The 19,612-nt window shown below is 51.1% G+C and carries 16 protein-coding genes and 1 pseudogene; 6 read left to right on the top strand and 11 right to left on the bottom strand.

Annotation, left to right across the window (positions count from 1 at the left end; genetic code table 11):
* Window positions 1-99: 99 nt before the first annotated feature.
* The 3 genes from tgt to FYJ45_RS02415 all read right to left on the bottom strand — a co-directional run bounded on the left by tgt (window position 100) and on the right by FYJ45_RS02415 (window position 3,420).
* On the bottom strand, window positions 100-1,233 hold the full coding sequence (gene tgt, locus FYJ45_RS02405; RefSeq protein WP_154463318.1) for a tRNA guanosine(34) transglycosylase Tgt: 1,134 nt from the start codon (window positions 1,231-1,233) through the stop codon (window positions 100-102).
* Between the two features lie 184 nt (window positions 1,234-1,417).
* Complete coding sequence (locus FYJ45_RS02410; RefSeq protein WP_154463320.1) at window positions 1,418-2,626, bottom strand: acyltransferase; 1,209 nt, start codon at window positions 2,624-2,626, stop codon at window positions 1,418-1,420.
* Between the two features lie 20 nt (window positions 2,627-2,646).
* Window positions 2,647-3,420 (bottom strand): hypothetical protein, encoded by a 774-nt coding sequence (locus FYJ45_RS02415; RefSeq protein WP_154463321.1) that lies wholly within the window; start codon window positions 3,418-3,420, stop codon window positions 2,647-2,649.
* Between the two features lie 215 nt (window positions 3,421-3,635).
* Here FYJ45_RS02415 and aroC point away from each other — a divergent pair, with 215 nt between their 5' ends.
* The gene (aroC, locus tag FYJ45_RS02420; protein WP_154463323.1) at window positions 3,636-4,736 is read left to right on the top strand and encodes a chorismate synthase; all 1,101 of its coding nucleotides are present in this window, start codon (window positions 3,636-3,638) and stop codon (window positions 4,734-4,736) included.
* A 119-nt stretch (window positions 4,737-4,855) separates the two neighbouring features.
* On the opposite strand, the gene FYJ45_RS02425 is transcribed toward aroC, so the two are convergent.
* Window positions 4,856-7,222 carry a glycoside hydrolase family 3 protein gene (locus tag FYJ45_RS02425; protein ID WP_154463325.1) on the bottom strand — a complete coding sequence of 789 codons (2,367 nt, stop codon included), beginning with the start codon at window positions 7,220-7,222 and terminating at the stop codon, window positions 4,856-4,858.
* 114 nt (window positions 7,223-7,336) lie between these two features.
* Window positions 7,337-8,398, bottom strand: a complete 1,062-nt coding sequence (locus FYJ45_RS02430; RefSeq protein WP_154463327.1) for a lactonase family protein — start codon at window positions 8,396-8,398, stop codon at window positions 7,337-7,339.
* 952 nt (window positions 8,399-9,350) lie between these two features.
* On the opposite strand from FYJ45_RS02430, the gene FYJ45_RS02435 reads away from it, so the two are divergent.
* From FYJ45_RS02435 to FYJ45_RS33025, 4 genes and pseudogenes are all read left to right on the top strand, one after another.
* Window positions 9,351-9,890, top strand: coding sequence for a helix-turn-helix domain-containing protein (locus FYJ45_RS02435; RefSeq protein ID WP_025491083.1), 540 nt, complete (start codon window positions 9,351-9,353; stop codon window positions 9,888-9,890).
* 63 nt (window positions 9,891-9,953) lie between these two features.
* Window positions 9,954-11,027, top strand: coding sequence for an ABC transporter ATP-binding protein (locus tag FYJ45_RS02440; protein WP_154463328.1), 1,074 nt, complete (start codon window positions 9,954-9,956; stop codon window positions 11,025-11,027).
* Entirely contained in the window at window positions 11,020-11,844 is an 825-nt protein-coding gene (locus tag FYJ45_RS02445) for an ABC transporter permease (RefSeq protein ID WP_154463330.1), read from the top strand. Before FYJ45_RS02440 ends, FYJ45_RS02445 begins: the two co-directional genes overlap by 8 nt.
* Window positions 11,841-13,743: pseudogene (locus FYJ45_RS33025) on the top strand (extracellular solute-binding protein). Before FYJ45_RS02445 ends, FYJ45_RS33025 begins: the two are co-directional and overlap by 4 nt.
* Window positions 13,744-13,845: 102 nt before the next feature.
* Here the strand turns inward: FYJ45_RS33025 and FYJ45_RS02460 are convergent.
* From FYJ45_RS02460 to FYJ45_RS02485, 6 genes are all read right to left on the bottom strand, one after another.
* Window positions 13,846-14,568, bottom strand: coding sequence for a peptidoglycan-binding domain-containing protein (locus FYJ45_RS02460; RefSeq protein ID WP_154463334.1), 723 nt, complete (start codon window positions 14,566-14,568; stop codon window positions 13,846-13,848).
* Window positions 14,569-14,824: 256 nt separating this feature from the next.
* On the bottom strand, window positions 14,825-15,496 hold the full coding sequence (locus FYJ45_RS02465; RefSeq protein WP_154463450.1) for an ABC transporter ATP-binding protein: 672 nt from the start codon (window positions 15,494-15,496) through the stop codon (window positions 14,825-14,827).
* Between the two features lie 177 nt (window positions 15,497-15,673).
* Window positions 15,674-15,940 (bottom strand): hypothetical protein, encoded by a 267-nt coding sequence (locus tag FYJ45_RS02470; protein ID WP_154463336.1) that lies wholly within the window; start codon window positions 15,938-15,940, stop codon window positions 15,674-15,676.
* A gap of 58 nt (window positions 15,941-15,998) precedes the next feature.
* Window positions 15,999-16,691: an HlyD family secretion protein gene (locus FYJ45_RS02475; protein ID WP_154463337.1), complete on the bottom strand. Its 693-nt coding sequence runs from the start codon at window positions 16,689-16,691 to the stop codon at window positions 15,999-16,001.
* Window positions 16,692-16,823: 132 nt separating this feature from the next.
* On the bottom strand, window positions 16,824-17,006 hold the full coding sequence (locus FYJ45_RS02480; RefSeq protein WP_154463339.1) for a hypothetical protein: 183 nt from the start codon (window positions 17,004-17,006) through the stop codon (window positions 16,824-16,826).
* Entirely contained in the window at window positions 16,984-18,537 is a 1,554-nt protein-coding gene (locus FYJ45_RS02485; protein ID WP_154463340.1) for an HlyD family efflux transporter periplasmic adaptor subunit, read from the bottom strand. The genes FYJ45_RS02480 and FYJ45_RS02485 overlap by 23 nt, the downstream gene beginning before the upstream one ends.
* Before the next feature lie 138 nt (window positions 18,538-18,675).
* On the opposite strand from FYJ45_RS02485, the gene FYJ45_RS02490 reads away from it, so the two are divergent.
* Window positions 18,676-19,563: an RluA family pseudouridine synthase gene (locus FYJ45_RS02490; protein WP_154463341.1), complete on the top strand. Its 888-nt coding sequence runs from the start codon at window positions 18,676-18,678 to the stop codon at window positions 19,561-19,563.
* Window positions 19,564-19,612 lie beyond the last annotated feature (49 nt).

Consider the following 19,612-nt stretch of genomic DNA (forward strand, 5'->3'; position numbering starts at 1 on the left):
TCCCATCCCGGCCCCCAATCCCTTCCCAGCACCCGCCCCAGCCGGATACGCTTTTCAGCACGGCCAGCCACTACGTAAGTGTGGAATGGGGAGATAGTGTTAGTCTTCGGGGTGGCTCATGTTGTCGAGCTTGTTTTTTTTATAGGCGGCGAAATTGCCGGCGTCTAGGGCGGCGCGGATTTCTTCCATCATGGTGTTGTAGAAGTAAAGGTTGTGGAGGACGCAGAGGCGCATGCCCAGCATTTCCTTGGCCTTTAGGAGGTGGCGGATGTAGGCGCGGGTGTATCTGCGGCAGGCCGGGCAGTCACAGCCTTCTTCTATGGGGCGGTCGTCCAGTTCGTATTTGGCGTTGAACAGGTTGATTTTGCCGTGGTTGGTGTAGAGGTGTCCGTGGCGGCCGTTTCTGGAAGGGTAGACGCAGTCGAAGAAATCGATTCCCCGTTCAACGCCTTCCAGAATGTTGGCGGGAGTTCCCACGCCCATGAGATAGGTGGGTTTGTTCACGGGGAGGTAGGGCACGGTTTCGTCGAGTACGTGGTACATTTCTTCGTGGCTTTCTCCAACGGCCAGGCCGCCTATTGCGTAGCCGTCCAGGTTCAGTTCAGAAATCCTTTTGGCGTGTTCGATTCGGATATCCGTGTAAATCGCTCCCTGGTTGATGCCGAAAAGGAGCTGGTTTTTGTTGATGGTGTCTTCCTGGGAATTGAGTCTGGCCATTTCGGCTTTGCAGCGTTCCAGCCAGCGGGTGGTGCGGGCCACGGAATTTTCCACATAGGCCCGTTCCGCCTTGGCAGGGGCGCATTCGTCAAAGGCCATGGCAATGGTGGAGGCCAGGTTGGACTGGATCTGCATGCTTTCCTCCGGACCCATGAATATTTTTCTTCCATCGATGTGGGAGTTGAAGTAGACTCCTTCTTCCTTGATTTTCCGCAGGGTTGCCAGGGAAAATACCTGGAAGCCGCCGGAATCGGTGAGTATGGGTTTGTTCCAGGACATGAATTTATGGAGGCCTCCCAGCTGTTTGATGATTTTGTCGCCGGGGCGTACGTGCAGGTGGTAGGTGTTGGACAGCTCCACCTGGGTTTTGATCTGTTCCAAATCCTGTGTGGATACGGCTCCCTTGATGGCAGCCACGGTTCCCACATTCATGAACACGGGGGTTTGTATGGTTCCGTGTACGGTTTCAAATTCTCCCCTTTTTGCTCTTCCTTCCTGTTTCAGCAGACGGTACATAGTTTCTCTCCTTTATTTTTCCATGGCCGGCGTTTTCCGCCCGACCAGCCGCAGTCCGGCGCCGGGCCGAACTGCAGCGGCATCCGCCTGTTGTCATCAGAATACGGCGAAGGGCGGATGCTTTGGCTTATTTTACTTAGCGATACATAGCGTTTGAGCAGGTAATTCAATGATAATTCAGAGTTTACATCTCATTTTGACGAAAAAGCTTTTCATCCAGAGCGGCGCAGGCCCGTTCTGAGAATCCTGGCCGGGAGGCTGTGTTTTTCTTCCGAAGGCGGGCTGGCAGGGAGGCAATCATTTTGCGCAGCCACTCTGTCAATGCGCAGACAGCAAAGACAGCGGCGGCAAGCAGCAGTACGCCGGGCACCAGGTACCAGGCTCCGGCCAGGCGGGAGGGATTCAGCGTTTTCCAGACAAAGCCTCTTACGTTGGGATTATCGTGAAGCAGGTAAACGCCGAAGCTTAAGGGGGCTGCTGCCAGAATCATGCGCTGCAGGCGGCCGGGCTTTATCTGCAGATTCAGGAACGCTATAAAAAGCAGTATGGCAGCCGCAAAAACCAGCACGGAATTATATTCATAAAAAATACTGTAGCCCCACATCAGATCCTGAAGGAAGCCTATTTTTCCCAGAGGCGTGGAAAGCAGCAGTTCTATCAGGAAGCGGCTGGCGGGAATGAGCAGGGCCGCTCCGAAAAAGTGCAGCAAATGCCTGCCGAATTGCCCATCGGGCCTGTAAAAGCGCTTCAGATAAGCGCCGGACAAATATACGGTGGTAAACCATACCACTCCGCTTCCGCCGCCGAAATTCAGGGCCGGGGAAAAGAAAAAGACATTGGGCCACAGGGAAAACAGGACAAACAGGATGCCAAGCAGCAGCCGGAACTGTCTTTGGGTGAGTCCTGTCAGAAGCTTATTCAGAAACGGGGACAGCACAATCATTCCCACATACATGGTCACAAACCAGTATTCACAGGACAGCACCGGAAAAACGGCCGCTATCAGCGACGACATATCAAAGGGCTGGCGCAGCAGCAGGAGTGATGCCAGGTAAAGAGCCACAGAATAGAACCAGACCTGTCCCTCCAGCTTCAGGATGCGCCGGAAGGAAAAGGATGTCTCGCAGAGGAAATAGCCGCTGATGAGGATATAGGTGCTGATGGACACGAAGGATATGCCAAACAGGATCCAGACCAGATAATAGGAAATACTTCCCCTGGCTGTGGTTTCCAGTATTTTTCCGTGATTGAGCAGATGCATCATGACGATCATCAGCATGGAAAAGATGCGCAGCAGCTCCAGATTGGCCTGTCTTTCTTTTCCCGCTTCTTTCTTCTGTGTTTCCATAATCTGTCCTTTCCCAATGGGCTTAAACGCATTGTTTTTTATCATATCATATTGCCCGGCGCACTTCAAGCGGGGAGAAAGCCTTTCTTCAGGTGCTCCAGAATCATCTCGTCATGGCGTTTTACGATTAAAAAACAGTCGGCTATGACGCTGCGGATTGTCTTATTCTTCAGCCCGCCGGCCCATTCTATGGGCGCTCCGGCCATGTATTCCCCAATCGCCTTCCAGGCAACCCACAGCACGTCATGGGCGGTCCAGCACAAACCTCTTACCGCATTCAGGGCTCTTTTGCCCAGAACAAAGGCATGGGCCAGCTTGTCAGACCAATCGGGCAGCACAAAAAGCTCACCCTCATAACCGGAAGGCTCTGCGGGCGAGGCTCCCCAATACCCCTGAGAGCCATCCAGGCCGTAAAGGGTTCCCTCATCATCATAGCCGGTGACAAGCACCCACTGGCATTCCTTTTTCAGCTGCATCAGGACGGGAATCTTTCTGTCAATGGACGCTTTTATTTTTTCAAACGCCGATTCCTGTCCGCCTTCAAGCTTGTCGAATTCATAACCGGCGAAATCTATAACAACCTCTATATAATAATCAAACTCCTGAAGCAGCTTCTGGGAGGTCAGTTCCCAGCTGCAGGCCATGTGTCCGTCATTGGACAGATCGATCTGCAAAAAAGAATAGCCGGCCGCCAGATTATACCGCTGGTACAGCTGCTCATGTTTTCTCTCTCCCGTTTCTTTCCGGACGCACATGAGCATGGACACGAGACAGGCCGTAAACCGTACCGTTTCACAGCCGTTTGGAAAAGAAACCACATCTTCAATTATTTTTTTCATCCCATCCTCCCTCTGCCGGAACGCAATAATGCGGTCGCCGGCGCCGCCTCCTTCATGACGGACTTCTTCGCAGCTACAACAGTTACTTTTATTTTACATCAATTACGGAAAAACTCAACATTTCCGAAGAAAGCTTGCCTGCTTCCGGATTATGGGCTATAATTTATGCGGTATCTGCGTAGCTTTGATGATTTTAAACAGTGAGGATTTTAAATATGGCAGGAAATACATTCGGAACCTATTTCAGGATCACCACCTGGGGCGAATCCCACGGGAAAGCTTTGGGGGTGGTAATTGACGGCTGCCCCGCAGGGCTTTCTCTGTGCGAAGCCGATATCCAGGCCTTTCTGGACAGAAGGAAGCCGGGGCAGACCCGGTATGCCACGCCCCGGAAGGAGGCAGATGAGGTAAGTATTCTTTCCGGAGTCTTTGAAGGAAGGACCACGGGAACCCCTATCTGTCTGATGGTTCCCAATACTTCCCAGCGTTCCGGGGATTACAGTGAAATTGCTTCCTATTACCGTCCGGGACACGCGGACTACACCTTTGATGCGAAATATGGTTTCCGGGATTACAGGGGAGGCGGCCGTTCCTCCGGCAGGGAAACCATCGGCCGTGTTGCCGCCGGAGCCGTTGCTTCTCTTATATTGAAGGAACTGGGCATAAGCATCTGTGCCTATACGAAAAGCATAGGGCCTGTTTCCATATCCATGGACCGCTTCCAGCCGGAGCTTTTAGGCCAGACGCCCACAGGCATGCCCGATGCGGAAAGCTCCGCACAGGCGGAAGCCTATCTGGAGGAATGCATGCAGAACCACAATTCTGCAGGAGGCGTGGTGGAATGCGTGGTAGACGGCGTTCCTGCCGGGATCGGTGAACCTGTTTTTGACAAGCTGGACGCCTGTCTGGCAAAAGCCATCATGTCCGTGGGCGCCGTAAAAGCCGTGGAAATCGGGGACGGCTGCAGCGTATCCACCGCTGCCGGAACGGAAAATAACGATGCCTTTTATATGGAAAACGGGCAGATTGCAAAAAAAACAAACCATGCCGGAGGCATCCTGGGCGGCATCAGCGATGGCTCCCGTATTGTGCTTCGGGCACACATCAAACCCACACCCTCCGTTTTTTCCGAACAGGAAACTGTAAATAAGAATGGGGAGGATATTCTGATCCATATCAAAGGCCGCCATGATCCGGTAATTGTGCCCAGGGCCGTGGTTGTTGTGGAGTCCATGACTGCCCTCACGCTTGTGGATCTGCTTTTTGCCGGAATGCCTTCCAGGATGGATGGAATTAAGAAATTTTACGGGAAATAGGAAATACAAAGAAGCCTGCACAGCCGTTTTTCTTCCGGCCATGCAGGCTTTTCGTTTTTCCTTCTTCCTTTTATCGGCTAAGTTCCATTTCTCTGAATCTTACCGCTTAAAATATCGGATTAATCCAGCTTCATAATGGTTTCCAGGATTCTCGCCGCGCAGGTTTCGATTTCCGCTCTGGTAACCTTGCCTTCCTTCAGCGCTGCAAGAACCTCATCCGGATCTCCGGAACCCATCTTCAGATCGTTTCCGGCCTTTATTTCCTTATACTGGTAAGCCTTATTCCACCAGTCTGTGGTAACCATCCCTTCAAAGCCCCACTCCTCACGCAGGATGCCTGCCAGAAGATCCTCTCTTTCGGAGGCATATCTTCCGTTAATAAGATTATAGCAGGTCATCAGCGTCCAGGGCTGTGCTTCCTTAACTGCGATTTCAAAGCCCTTCAGATAGATTTCACGCAGCGCTCTTTCCGATACCCGGGAGTCGCTTGCCTTTCTGTTGGTTTCCTTATTATTGCAGGCAAAATGCTTTACGCTGGCGCCGATATGCTCCGACTGGATGCCGTTTACCTTGGCCGCCGCCATCTTTCCTGCAATCAGCGGATCTTCGGAATAATACTCAAAGTTCCTTCCGCACAGAGGGCTTCTGTGGATATTCATAGCAGGGGTCAGCCATACGCCCAGATTATTTTCCTTCATTTCCCTGGCTCCGGCCGCGCCTACTTCATAGACGATATCCGGATTCCAAGAGCATGCCAGCAGCGTTGCACAGGGCCATGCTGTGGTACATACACCCATGGAAGGCCGGATTCGCACGCCTGCCGGTCCGTCTGCCGTCATCAGGTTAGGGACTCCGTACTCCGGAAGATTTCCCATGCCGAACGTATTGGCAACACCCGTATTGGGCTGGCCGCAAAGCAGATCGATCAGCTGTCCGTTGGTCAGCTGCGCCAGGAACTGCTCCATTGTCACCTTACCGTTTACCACGTCTATCAGCATGGCTTTTTCCGCCGGCGTGCCCTCTCCCACAGCCTGGGCAACGGCGTCGTCCGCCCAGTTTCCTTTGTAAGGAGGCTTGCCCTCCATGAAATCAGGGCTCATATCAATTCCGTAGTCAGGCTGTACCGGAAGCGCCTCATAGCTGCCGTCGGAAAGCATTCTCTCTTTCAGCAGAACAGGCGCCACACGCTCCTGAAGCTGCATTGTCACACGATCCTCTTTTTCCACATACCGGTAAGAAAGCTCCACGGTATTCCTTACGGAATTGCCCAAATGGAAAGCATACTCTCCTGCTTCCATTACATATGCGGATTTGGCAACTTTTCCGGTATCATCATAGCTTGCCATGCTGTCAACCGTAAGATTAAGAGTCACCTTCTGGGTTTCTCCCGGCTGCAGACAACGGGTTTTCGCAAATGCGCCCAGCACCTTGGCAGGCTTGCCCAGCTTACCCTGAGGCGCGCTGTAATAAAGCTGCACCACTTCTTTTCCAGCAATGCTGCCTGTGTTCGTCACACTGGCCTGCGCTGCAATCTGCGCCACTCCATTCATCTCCTGAAGCCGTGCGCTGACACCCTCAATCGCAAAGGAAGTATAGGAAAGCCCGTATCCAAAAGGATAATTCACCTTTTCCGCCGCCCCGGGAATCGTCTCAAAATACCGGTAGCCCACATAAATATCTTCCGTATACTCCACATAATCCTCGGATTCGTTAAAGTTTGCGGAGGACGGATAATCATCAAAGGAACCGGCAAAGGTATCCACCAGCTTGCCGGAAGGATTCACATCCCCACACAGAATATCAGCCACGGCAAGGCCGCCTTCAATTCCCGCCTGCCATGCCAGCAGCACACTCTGGATCCTGTCATTGTCCTTAAACCAGGCAGAATCCACCATACCGCCCACATCCAGCACAACCGCTACCCTGGGGAAAGCAGCCGTAACAGCGTCAACCATCGCCTGCTCCTGAGGAGAAAGGTAAAAATCACCATCGCCGGGAATTCCCTTCCTGTCCCAGCCTTCACCAGAAAAACGGCAGATAGTAATCACCGCAGTGTCCGTAAAACGTCTGGCTGCCTGCAGCAGCTCCTCAGGAACAGCAGGCTCCACGGTTTTTCCGTTTTCCTTTCCCCGCGCATACTGCTGCTTTACATTTTCCTCATAAAAATGGGAAAGTGCATCAAATATCTGAAGCTTTCCTTCCGCTTCCTTTATCTTGAGCCCTTCATAAATATTACGCGTATAAGAGGTTGTAACTTCGCCGCTTCCGCCGCCTCCCCTCACGTAATCAATCTGTCCTTTTCCGAAAACCGCGGCCTTGCTTCCTCTTTTCAGTGGCAGCACCCCGCCTTCATTTTTCAGAAGAACCATCCCTTCTGTCGCCGCCGTTCTTGACAGCCGGATATGCTCTTCACATGCTGTTACCAGCCTTCCGTCCTTCCCCATGGGCAGGCATGGCTGATGCGCGATTCTTGTCCATTTTTCCATGAACCTTGTTCCTCCCTGTTGTCTTGGATAATAAATTGTAACCGCCGGAACAGACGCTTTTTTCAAATCCCATACCAGGCCGTTACGAAAAATATGAAAAGTCTGCCTGCTCACTCAGCCGGAAATTTTATGGAAAATTACGCAGTTTGGCTGCGGAACCTTCAATTCCCGTCCGTTCATAACAAGCAGCCCTTTTTCCAGATTAGTTGTAAAAAAGGTGAGCGTCCCCGAATCCTGATTGAGCGACACCAGATGGCGGTTGTCCGGGAATAACGCCACATCCTTGGGATATTCGCCGCTCACCGGCAGGCACAGCAGCTTGGTAAGAAGCCCCGTTTTCCCATCGATTTTATAAATCGTCGCGCTGTTGTCCCCGGCATTGGAGCTGCACAGGTAATTATAATCATCGGACAGATTCAGCGCGCTCGCAGTGGAACCGCCCGCATGATAATGGTTCAGCGTGCTTATGGACTGTATTTTTTCAAAGAAAGGATTGTCCCTTTCTTCCTTATACGTATAGACATCAATACAGTTTTTCAATTCATGCACAATATACAAAAAAGTGCCGTCCTTGCTGAATTTCAGATGCCTGGGCGCGCTTTCCAGCTCGCTGCGGATAACGTCCACCAGCTTCAGCTTGCCCGACGTATGATCCAGCCTGTATACATTGGTATGATCCATTCCCAGATCCGCCACGCACAGATAATGGTTATCCCTCGTCATCTTGGCACAGCTGATATGCGGCCGGAAATTCCTCTCCGCCACAATTCCCAGGCCTTTATAATAAATCTCTTCCGTAATCTCTCCCACGCTGCCGTCGTCATTAATCCGCAGCACCGTAAGCTTCCCGTCATGATAACCCGCCACGAAAATATACTTATCCTCATAATCCGTGGACACATAACAGCCTCTCATCCCGTTGATGGACCCCATATTAATGGTTTCCAGCCCGCCATCCTCCTTAATCCTGTAGGATTCCACACCGAAATCCGTAATAGAATACAGATATTTCTTATTATGGGAAATCGTCACATAAGAAGAATTTGTAATTTTAATCTTTTCCTTTTCGTAAAATCTTCCGTTCTCCATGTCCACATCAAAAACCGTGATGCCATGCTCCCTCTGATCCCCGATTGTATAGGTAGAAACATATGCCACATATTTGTCCTGTCCCATTTTTTCAGCCTCCTGTCCGCGATTTGCCCTCTTGACGGCATCCTTTTGCAGGTTAAACTAATCTTATCATAACGTCCCGCTTTTGTTAATCACTTTCGTAAATTTTTCCTGGGGTGAGGGGGCGGTCAGAGGGATGGTTTGGGGTGGGGGAAGAGGGGCCGGGGGAGGAGGGCTGGGGGTGGTGTCGGCTTGTTCGGACGGGAAAATGGGAAATTTCTAACCTTCCCGTTTTTCCCTGTCGATGTCAAATGACGCAAAACTCCTCACTGACGTTCGTCAGACAGCGTCAACCTTTCATTTAACTTCCGCCTGCCAATTACGTAGTCCCCCGTCCCTCCCGACTTCTCCGCCGGGGCCGGCAGGAGGCGTTGGCGAGGGGCTTGGGAGGGGTGTTTGGTCCCCGGTTTTGCCCTCCCTTCTCCTGGTACGGCCGCCGGCTGTTTGCCTCCTTTACAGGTGCGGCGGGGTGTTTTGGGCTCCATTGGAAAAAACGGTGATATTTCTTACAGCCCCGGAAAGCCAGGATTACGCCGCCCTTAGCAGCCTGTCTGACGAGCGGCAGCCGACTGAAAGTCGCTGCGCGAGGAGTTTTGGCTGCGTTGGCGGAATTCTGGTTTTCCGGGACTGTTAGAAATACCCCGTTTTTGAGACTGGAGCCCCAACCCCCCCCGCCGCACCTGCAAAGGAGAGAAACAGCCGGCGGCCATACCGGGAAAAGGGAGGGCAAAACCGGGGACCAAACACCTCTCCCAAGCCCCTCACCAACGCCCCCTGCCAGGCCCTGGCAGAGAAGTCGGGAGGGACGGGGGACGCCCTCATTTCCCACCAGAAAATTTTACAAATTAATGGATTGACATTTACCAGGAATAAAGTATAATTGGTATCAGCGTCTTGTTTAGTGTTGGTAAACTTTTAGTTTATTATATGTTGTTTAGGAAGGCGGCAGCCGATTATGAAAATAGGAAACAAGTTGAAGGAACTGCGGATTCAGAAGGGGCTGACCCAGGAGGAGCTTGCTGACAGGGCGGAGCTGTCCAAGGGGTTTATCTCCCAGCTGGAACGGGATCTGACTTCTCCGTCAATCGCCACGCTTGTGGATATCCTGCAGGTGCTGGGGACGGACCTGAATGAATTTTTCAGTGAGAAGACGGAAGAACAGATTGTGTTCAGTGCAGCGGATTATTTCGAGAAGACGGATGAATCCTGTAAAAATAAAACGGAATGGATCATTCCCAATGCCCAGAAGAATATTATGGAGCCAATCAGGCTCACTTTGGAGCCCGGCGGCTCCACGTATCCCGATAATCCCCATGAGGGGGAGGAATTCGGGTATGTTTTAAGCGGCAGCGTGACCATCCATATCGGGAAGCGCGCCATCCGGGCGAAAAAAGGCGAATCCTTTTACTTTACGCCCAATTCCACACATTATCTGACGGCCAGTGAAAAAACCGGAGCGTCTCTCATTTGGGTGAGCAGCCCGCCCAGTTTTTAAGGTACAAGGTTCCCATGGGAACCGGATTATTTTAACCGCACAGCGGAGAAACGGAGCATACACATGAGCAACAGACTGATTGATTTGCAGCATATTACAAAATCTTTTGGTTCCTCCACCATCCTGGACGACATGAGTCTTTATATCCGGGAAAATGAGTTTCTGACTCTGCTGGGTCCCAGCGGATGCGGTAAGACTACCACTCTGCGTATCATAGGCGGCTTTGAAACGCCGGATAAGGGGCAGGTTCTGTTTGACGGCAAGGATATTACCAATCTTCCACCGAACAAAAGGCAGCTGAATACTGTTTTTCAGAAGTATGCTCTCTTCACTCATATGAACATTGCGGAAAATATTGCTTTCGGCCTGAAAATCAAGGGGAAAAGCAAATCTTATATTAACGATAAGATCAAGTATGCGCTGAAGCTGGTGAATCTGTACGGTTATGAGAACCGTATGCCGGATTCTTTAAGCGGCGGCCAGCAGCAGCGTGTGGCGATTGCCCGGGCGATTGTAAACGAACCCAAGGTGCTTTTGCTTGATGAGCCTTTGGGGGCGCTGGATCTGAAGCTGCGCCAGGATATGCAGTACGAGCTGATCCGCCTGAAAAATGAACTGGGCATCACTTTTATTTATGTAACCCACGATCAGGAGGAGGCCCTTACCATGTCCGATACCATTGTGGTCATGAACCAGGGCTATATCCAACAGATCGGTACGCCCGAGGACATCTACAATGAGCCGGAAAACGCTTTTGTTGCGGACTTCGTCGGGGACAGCAATATTTTTGACGCCGTTATGGTGCAGGATAAGCTGGTGCAGATTCTGGGGGCAAAATTTGCCTGCGTGGATACGGGCTTCGGTACCAATAAGCCGGTTGACGCTGTTATCCGTCCGGAGGATGTGGAGCTGGTTGCCCCGGAAAACGGCACGATCCAGGGTGTGGTTACCCATCTGATTTTCAAGGGTGTCCATTATGAAATGGAGGTTACTGCCAATGGCTTTGAATGGCTGGTTCATTCCACCGGCATGTTCCCGGTGGGAACTGCTGTGGGAATCCGTGTGGATCCATTCAATATCCAGATCATGCATAAGCCGGAGTCTGAGGATGAGGAGGCCGTAACTGTCGATGAATAAAAAATTACATCAATTACTGTATTCGGGTCCTTACCTGTTCTGGTCCGCTGCCTTTATCATCATCCCTTTATGCATGGTGTTTTTTTACGGGCTTACGGATAAAACGGGGGCCTTCACCCTGGCCAACGTTATGGCCATCGCCAGCGCCGAGCATTCCAAGGCCCTGTGGCTTTCCATCGGCCTGTCCTTAATCAGCACGCTGATCTGTTTTCTGCTTGCTTACCCGCTGGCCATGATCCTGGCGCATATGAACGTGAACCAGCACAGCTTCATCGTACTGATTTTCATCCTTCCCATGTGGATGAATTTCCTGCTGCGTACGCTTGCCTGGCAGACCCTGCTGGAAAAAACGGGTGTGATTAACTCCATCCTCTCCTTTTTCCATCTGCCGTCTTTAAATATCATTAACACGCCGTCGGCCATCGTGCTGGGCATGGTTTATAATTTTCTGCCCTTCATGGTGCTGCCGATTTACAATGTGCTGGTGAAAATCGATCCCAACGTGCTCAACGCCGCCAGGGATTTGGGCGCCAGTGAGCTGCAGACCTTTCTGCGCGTAACCTTTCCGCTGAGCCTGCCCGGCGTTATCAGCGGCGTTACCATGGTTTTCGTTCCCGCCCTGACCACATTTGTCATCAGTAACCTGCTGGGCGGAAGCAAAATCCTTTTAATCGGCAACGTCATTGAGCAGGAGTTTACCCAGGCCGGCAACTGGCATCTGGGCAGCGGTCTTTCCATCGTGCTGATGATTTTCATCATCATCAATATGGTGGCAACCTCCATATTTGATAAGGAAGGAGAAGGCCAGACATTATGAAAAAAACGATTGCGCAGAGAATATATATCGCTCTTATTTTTATTTTCCTGTATGCCCCTATCGTCACGCTGATGGTCCTTTCCTTCAATGCCAGCAAAACAAGGGCCAAATGGGGCGGTTTTACTTTGAAATGGTATTATGAGCTGTTCCAGAACAGCATTATATTGGAAGCGCTGTACAATACGCTGCTGATAGCCTTTCTTTCCGCGGCCATTTCCACCTGTATCGGAACCGTCGCCTGCATCGCCATCAACGGAATGAAAAAAAGGAACCGCGCCATTATGATGGGAATCACCAACATACCCATGCTGAATGCGGAGATCGTGACCGGTATCTCCCTGATGCTCCTTTTTATCAGTATGGGGGTAAGGTTCGGCTTCGGCACCATATTGCTTTCGCATATTACCTTTAACATTCCTTATGTTATTTTAAGCGTCATGCCCCGTATGAAGCAGCTCAATCCCAGCACCTTTGAAGCGGCCATGGACTTGGGTGCTTCCAGGACAAAAGCCTTTTTCAAGGTGGTTTTCCCGGATTTGCTGCCCGGAATCCTCTCCGGCTTCCTTATGGCTTTTACCATGTCGCTGGATGATTTTATCATAACGCATTTTACCAAAGGACCGGGAATCGATACCCTGTCAACCAAGATTTACACGGAGGTTAAAAAAGGGATTAAGCCGGAGATGTACGCGCTTTCCACCCTTATTTTTGTGGCTGTGCTGCTATTGCTTCTGTTGGTGAACAAAGCGCCTTCCAAACGGGAAAAGGCGGCATAGCGCTTTGAAAACACGTAGACTGTGATCCAACATCTTTACTTTTGAGGAGGAAACTAAAATGAAAAAAACCGTTGCCCTGCTGCTCACCCTGTCCCTGGCTGTCCTTCCCCTTACGGCCTGCGGCTCTGCTTCTTCTTCCGGCTCCAACGGGGAAGTCGTTGTTTACAACTGGGGAGAATACATAGATCCCGATACCATCTCCATGTTTGAGGAGGAGACGGGAATCAAGGTAATTTATGATGAATTCGAAACCAATGAAATCATGTTTCCCAAAATTGAGGCCGGCGCATCCAAATATGATGTTGTCTGCCCCTCCGATTACATGATTAAGAAGATGATCGAAAACGATCTTCTGGCAGAGATCAATTATGACAATGTTCCTAATGCCAAAGCAAATATCGGCCAGCAGTACTGGGATATGTCAAAGGAATTTGATCCGGAAAACAAATATTCCGTTCCTTACTGCTGGGGCACCGTGGGTATTCTTTATAACAAGACCATGGTGGACGGGCCTGTAGACAGCTGGTCCATCCTGTGGAATGAAAAATACGCAGACAATATATTAATGCAGGATTCTGTCCGGGATGCCTTTATGGTAGCCTTAAAGCTGAACGGCTATTCCATGAATTCCGTCAATCCGGAGGAGCTGAATGCGGCCAAGGAGTCCCTGATTGCCCAGAAGCCTCTCGTTCAGGCCTATGTGATCGATCAGGTGCGTGACAAAATGATCGGAAACGAAGCCGCCATCGGTGTTATCTATTCCGGCGAGGCTATTTTTACCCAGCGTGAAAATCCTGATTTGGAGTATGTCATCCCCAAAGAAGGCACTAATGTATGGATCGATTCCTGGGTTATCACAAAAAATGCGCCGAACAAGGAAAACGCGGAAAAATTCATTGACTTCATGTGCCGGCCCGACATTGCGCTGAAGAATTTTGAATACATCACCTATTCCACTCCCAATGATGCCGCAAGGGAACTTATTGAGGACGAGGATATCCGCAATTCCAAAATTGCTTTTCCCACGCTGAGCGATTACAGTAATCTGGAAACCTTTACTTATCTTGGCGAGGATGCAGACGCTCTTTACAATGAGCTCTGGAAGGAAGTAAAATCCAGCTGAAACATAAAGCCTGAAGCCATCCGGAATTTTCCGGACAGCTTCAGGCTTTTTTGTGGAAATGAAAGAGGAACCGGGGCTGATACCGTCTACCTCTTTACCGCTTTACATCACCAGGCCGAAAAGCTGGAGCACCTGAGCATTGATGGTGCCATCCACCACCAGGCCGTATTTGGTCTGGAACTGAATCAGCGCCGCCTGGGTCTGCACATCGTATATGCCTGTGGGAGCGCAGCTGCAGCCATAAAGTGTCAGAAGATTCTGCACCTTTACAATAAGCTCCGTTGTCAGGGCAGGAACGACTGTCTGGGGCGTGCCTGCCTGCAGATATGGATACTGCGGATTGAGAAGCATCTGCTGGTTTGCCGCCTGTTGGTTCATCAGGACTGCCTGCTGGTTCAGCTGAGCCGCCTGTTGGTTTAATATCGCTGCCTGCTGGCTGTAAAGCGCAGCCTGCTGGGCCGCGGCATACGCCTGCTGAGCGGCAGTCAGCGCTGCCTGAGCCTGGGCGACAGCCTGTCCTGCGGCCTGCAGTTGGGCCTCCATATTCTGTCTTTCCGCCTGCAGCGCCTGCTGCCGGGCCACTGCCTGGGTCAGCTGCTGATTTGCCAGGGCCACAATCTGTTCCCAGCTTCCGGCCGGCAGTCCGGCCGCCGTATTCAGGCCGCCTGCGTTTGCCGCAGTGTTATATGGATACGCGCCGCTTAACAGCAGCTGGTAATAATACTCCTCCGTTGTCTGTTTTTCCGAAGCTTTCACGGTTCCGGCGGGAAGCATGGCCAAAAGGATGCCTGCTGCCAGGCCGGCCAGATATATCTTCTTTTTCATATGCTCATTCCTCCTTGTTTTGCCAAGCAAAATGCGAGTTCCTCTGGCGTGCAGAGGAATTTTCTTCTCTATCTGATCCTATTATAGTCGATATGGCCGGACAAGTAAACGACACTTTATGTCACAGTTCAGACAGGACTGCATATTTACTGTGCCGTCCGTGAGAAAACATAGCGGCGGCTGGCATCCAGCCCAGCGCCCTGCATTTCATTGGCCGGATGCGATAACGGTTCATCCACGTCTAAATGTTACAACCTTACACATCCGCCTCGCTCAGTTCTCCGTCTATGATATTGACAATCCTCCCCGCTGATTTCGCCACGTTCAGGTCATGGGTAATCATGACTATGGTATGGCCCATGCCATTAAGCTTTCCAAACAGCTTCAGAACCTCCTGACCGCTGGAGCGGTCCAGCGCGCCTGTTGGTTCATCCGCCAGAAGTATGGCAGGCTCTCCCACCAGCGCCCTGGCTATGGACACTCTCTGCTTCTGCCCGCCAGACAGCTCGGAAGGTTTATGGCGCAGTCTGTGGTCAATTCCCAGAAGCCGGATAGTATCCATGCATTTTTCCTCGGCTTCTTTGGAGGTCATGCCCCTTACCACCAGCGGCATAATAATATTCTGAAGTATGTTATAGGTGGGAATCAGCTGATAATTCTGGAATATGAAGCCGATTTCCTTATTCCGTACATCATTCAGTTCCTTTTCCGTCATTTCGTGAATAGCATTGCCGTCCAGGAAATATTCACCGGAATCGGCAATATCCATACAGCCGATTATATTCATCAGCGTGGTTTTGCCGGAACCGGAAGGCCCCAATATTGCCACAAATTCTCCTTTTTCCACACGAAAGCATACATCACGCAGAACCGGGACCTTTTCTTCACCCAGCGTATATCCTTTATTGATGCTGTTCATGCAGATCATAACTTCTTTTTCGTCCTGTTTTCTGTTTTCTTCTCTGTTTTCTTTGCAGCCTGCCTTGTTTTCTTCTTTCCTGCCGCCCATCTTCCTGCCCTTTCCACCCGTTTCGAGGCAGCTTCTGCCCCGTCTGGTTTGCTGATGCCTTTCTGTTTTCCAATACTCTTCTGCCGTGTCCGCCTGTTATGATACCACCCATATTTTCAGAATATTATCGGTTCCCTCCTCCAAAAGCAGTGCGATGATGTTCCCTACGGACAGACGGGAAAAGGTGGTTTCCACGCCAAGCTTCGTTATTACCTGCGTGCCCGCCGGAATTTCAAAACTCTTTGCTTCACCGGTTTCCGTATAGGCGGCTGCGCTTCCGGCGCTGTTTCTGCTGCCGTTTACACCACTGTTCATGCCGCTGTTTCCGCTACCCGGAAAGCCGTCCGGCATATCTCCCGACATTCCCTCCGGCATGCCTCCTGCAATTTTTTCCGATGATTTTTCGGATACTCCGCCGGTTTTATTTTCCGCCGCTTTCTGTGTATTCCTCCACCGTATCCTGGAGGGCATCCACCGTATATCCGTAAATATCGCCGGCCAGGCTGCCATTCAGCACGGCGCTGTCATAGAACTGCTGCGCAGACAGCTGTTCCCGGGAAAGATCCGCCTGGGATTGATTGATCTGCTCCAGCTTATCAAGTATCTGCTCCTGATTGTCCTCAATGCTGTCCCTGTAGCCCTGCAGTCTGTCATCCAGCTCTTCAAAGGCTGTCTTTGCATTCTGGAAGCTGCTGTAATTGGCCGTATAGGCAGCCACGCTGGCGGCATCCGTTTCCTCCAGCTTCTCCTGTGCCTTTTCATAGGCGTATTTCAGGTCGCTGTAGTCCTCCAGCGTATCTTCATCCGTCAGCTTCTCATTATAATCATTTATTTCCGCCTCCAGCACCTGAATATCGCCATAGAGCAGCTCTATTTCCTGCTGCAGCCGGTTTACCGCCGTATTAAGGGTCCGGGCGGCCGTGTCCGTTTCCGCTTTGGATTCGCTGTAGGTACTCTTCGCACTCCTGGCCTGTGTATTATAATCGCTTCTGGCTTCCGCAAGCTCCAGCTGCGCTTCAGACTTTGCCTTCTGAAGCTTCCGCCTGACGGCGTCGATACTGTCCCGGGAAATTTTAAAAAGTGGATCGCCCTCCTGCATCCGCTGCCCCTGCACGGCATAGACCTCTTCTATCTGCAGATAACGGCTCGCTTCCCCATCCTCCTCATCATCGTCGTCCTCATCCTTCGAATAATTAATATCAAGCTCATAATTAATATGGCTCTCCTGCAGGGCAATGCTTCCGCTCTACATGATTCCCTGGATCATATTGCCCGACTGCACCTGGCTTTCCTTATAAATTACGGTATCCCCATTCAGATTCGGGCGGATGAAAACCGTATATACGCATACGCTGGCCAGCATGAGGAATGCCGAAATTGCCATCAGAAGCCTGATAACAAATTTTTTACTCCTGTGTTTCTGTTTCATTGACAGCCTCCTCTTCTGATTCCTGCATACCAAAATATACGGTTGCCGACAGATTCTGGGTAAGTTTGCTGATATCCCCGTCCAGTTCTATTGTCACAGAATAATAAATGCTTGATTTACTGTTGGACTGGGAGATCGGATTGATTTTGCTCACGGTTCCCCGGAAGGTGCCCTGATCCGAAATCTCCACAACAGCGCTTTCCCCTATTTTTATGGATGCGATATCCGACTGTCCCACAGAAGCTGTTACCGTTACGGAAGCGGGATTGCTGTAGGCAAGCACCATGCCCTCTCCTGAAAGCTCCGATCCTGCCCTGACTGCCACCATCATGACCGTGCCGGCGCTTTGGGTATACAGGCAGCCGTCTCCGATGGTATCCTCAAACGCCTGCAGGTTTTCCTCCGCTTCTTCCTTTTCATTCAGTGCAACGCTTAATTCCTCTTCGATTCTGTTCAGCTCGGACTCATAGGCTTCCTGCGCCCCGCTGCTTTCCGCCGCAGTATTTTCCATATCGCTGCGGCTGCTCACCTGCTGTCTGTCGTATGCGATTTGCGCTTCCTCCAGCTGGGTATTCAGCAGCTTCAGATTACTCTGCGCCTGTACGAGAGAGCTTTCCGCTTTTTTCCTGGCAGCCTCATAATCCTCTGCCGCCTGATCATACAGCTTCTCATTCTCCTGAACCTCTTCATCCTGCATATTGTAGACGGTCAGCTTGGTGTAATTGTTTTCGGAGGTAAGGCTGGCGCTCCCGCCCTGTCCGCCGCCTGAGGGCTGCCCCATGCCGCCTGCCTGGCCTCCGCCTGAGGGCTGCCCCATGTCACCCGCCTGGCTGTCGGCCGAGGACTGCCCTGAACCGGAATCGGAGGAGGCAGCCTGCGCGGCGCCGGAAGAGGAGACGTTTCCTGCGCTTCCTGTTGTTGTACGGTAATGATCCTCAAGTCCCGGGATATCCCACTCCTCATACAGCTGCATCAGGGAGGAAAAGCTTTTTTCAAATTCCTCCTTCTTTTCAGCCACTTCATAATAAGTATAATAATAATCGCTCTCTATGGATGCCGTATATTCATCCACCAGCTCCTGGGCTTCTTTTATCTGTTCCTTGCACTCGCTTATTTTATCCGCATATTCCTGAAGCGATTCCTCATAAGTGCAGGATGCATAAGCTCCCCGGGCCAGGCTGGCATCAAGCGTCTGCTTTGCCGTTATTTTTTCCTCCTCACTGTCAAGAAGCTGCTGCCTGTAATCCAGTGCCGCCTGTTTGGCCTTCCGTTCCAGCTCCCTGCGGGCCGCTTGTATGCTCTCCTCCGTCAGCTTAAGTATAGCAGTTCCTTCCGCCGCCTCATCTTGGCTGGACAGAAAAACCTCTTCTATCTCCAGCTTTGTTTCTATGTAATCCAAATCAAAGCTTTCTTCCTGCATTCCCACCGATGTGCTTCCGCTGGCAGAAATCACATTTTCACCAAGACCGGGCAGCCTGCCCGGCCCTTCCGGCTTCCCTGCTTCTTCCTTCCCCGTACTTTTTACAAGCAAAAAAATAACACCGCCAAATATCGCCAGTGCAAAAATAAGCCAAAAATGACTGATGCCAAATGCAGCGGAATCATATATACTGTGAATGAGGATTTTTCCTCATCGAAAATTATTATCATTCAGACAGGTGCTTAGAATATGAAAAGAACAATAATTTACCATATTAATGCGGAGGAAGACGGGCTCACCATCGGTCAATTCTTAAAGCGGAAAAAATATACGGGTCAGAACCTCACGCAGCTGAAAAAACGGGAGCAGGGTATCCTGCTGAACAGTAAACCGGCCTATGTTATCCATAAATTAGAGGAAGGCGATACGCTTACAATCAACATCCTGGAGGAAGAAATCTCTGAAAAAATCCCTCCGGTCCCTCTTCCCCTGCACATCGTTTATGAGGATGAGGATCTGATGGTGCTGGACAAGCCTGCCGATATGCCCATCCATCCTTCTATGAAAAATTATGAAAATTCCCTTGCCAACGGGCTGGCCTGGTACTTTGCCTCGCAGAATATTCCTTTTGTATTCCGCTGCATCAACCGGCTGGATCGGGATACTACCGGTCTTACCATCATCGCAAAGCATATGGTAAGCGGCGGCATTCTTTCCGTCATGGCCGCCCGCAGGGAAATCAGCAGAGAATACCTGGCTATTGTAAGCGGTACCGGAATGCCTCCTGAGGGCACTGTGGATGCGCCTTTAGGCAGGAAGCCGGGCTCCGCCATTGAGCGTATGGTTGATTTTGAGCATGGGGAGCGCGCTGTCACACACTACCGGGTGCTGCAGGAAAAAAACGGGTGCTCCCTTATCTCCCTTCACCTGGAGACAGGGCGCACCCACCAAATCCGCGTGCATATGAAATATCTGGGATATCCCTTAATCGGGGACTTTCTCTATTATCCTGACAAAACCCTCATCAGCCGGCAGGCGCTCCATTCCTGCCGCCTGGAATTCAACCATCCCATCACAGGACAGCCCATGGTTTTCACCTCGCCGCTTCCGGAGGATATGCAGCAGGTGCTCCGTTAAGCCGGATGCCGCAAAAGGCTTCCAAATTTCGTCCTGTGACAGTTAAGGC

It is taken from the genome of Eisenbergiella porci (assembly GCF_009696275.1).
In the GTDB taxonomy this organism is placed as follows: domain Bacteria; phylum Bacillota; class Clostridia; order Lachnospirales; family Lachnospiraceae; genus Eisenbergiella; species Eisenbergiella porci.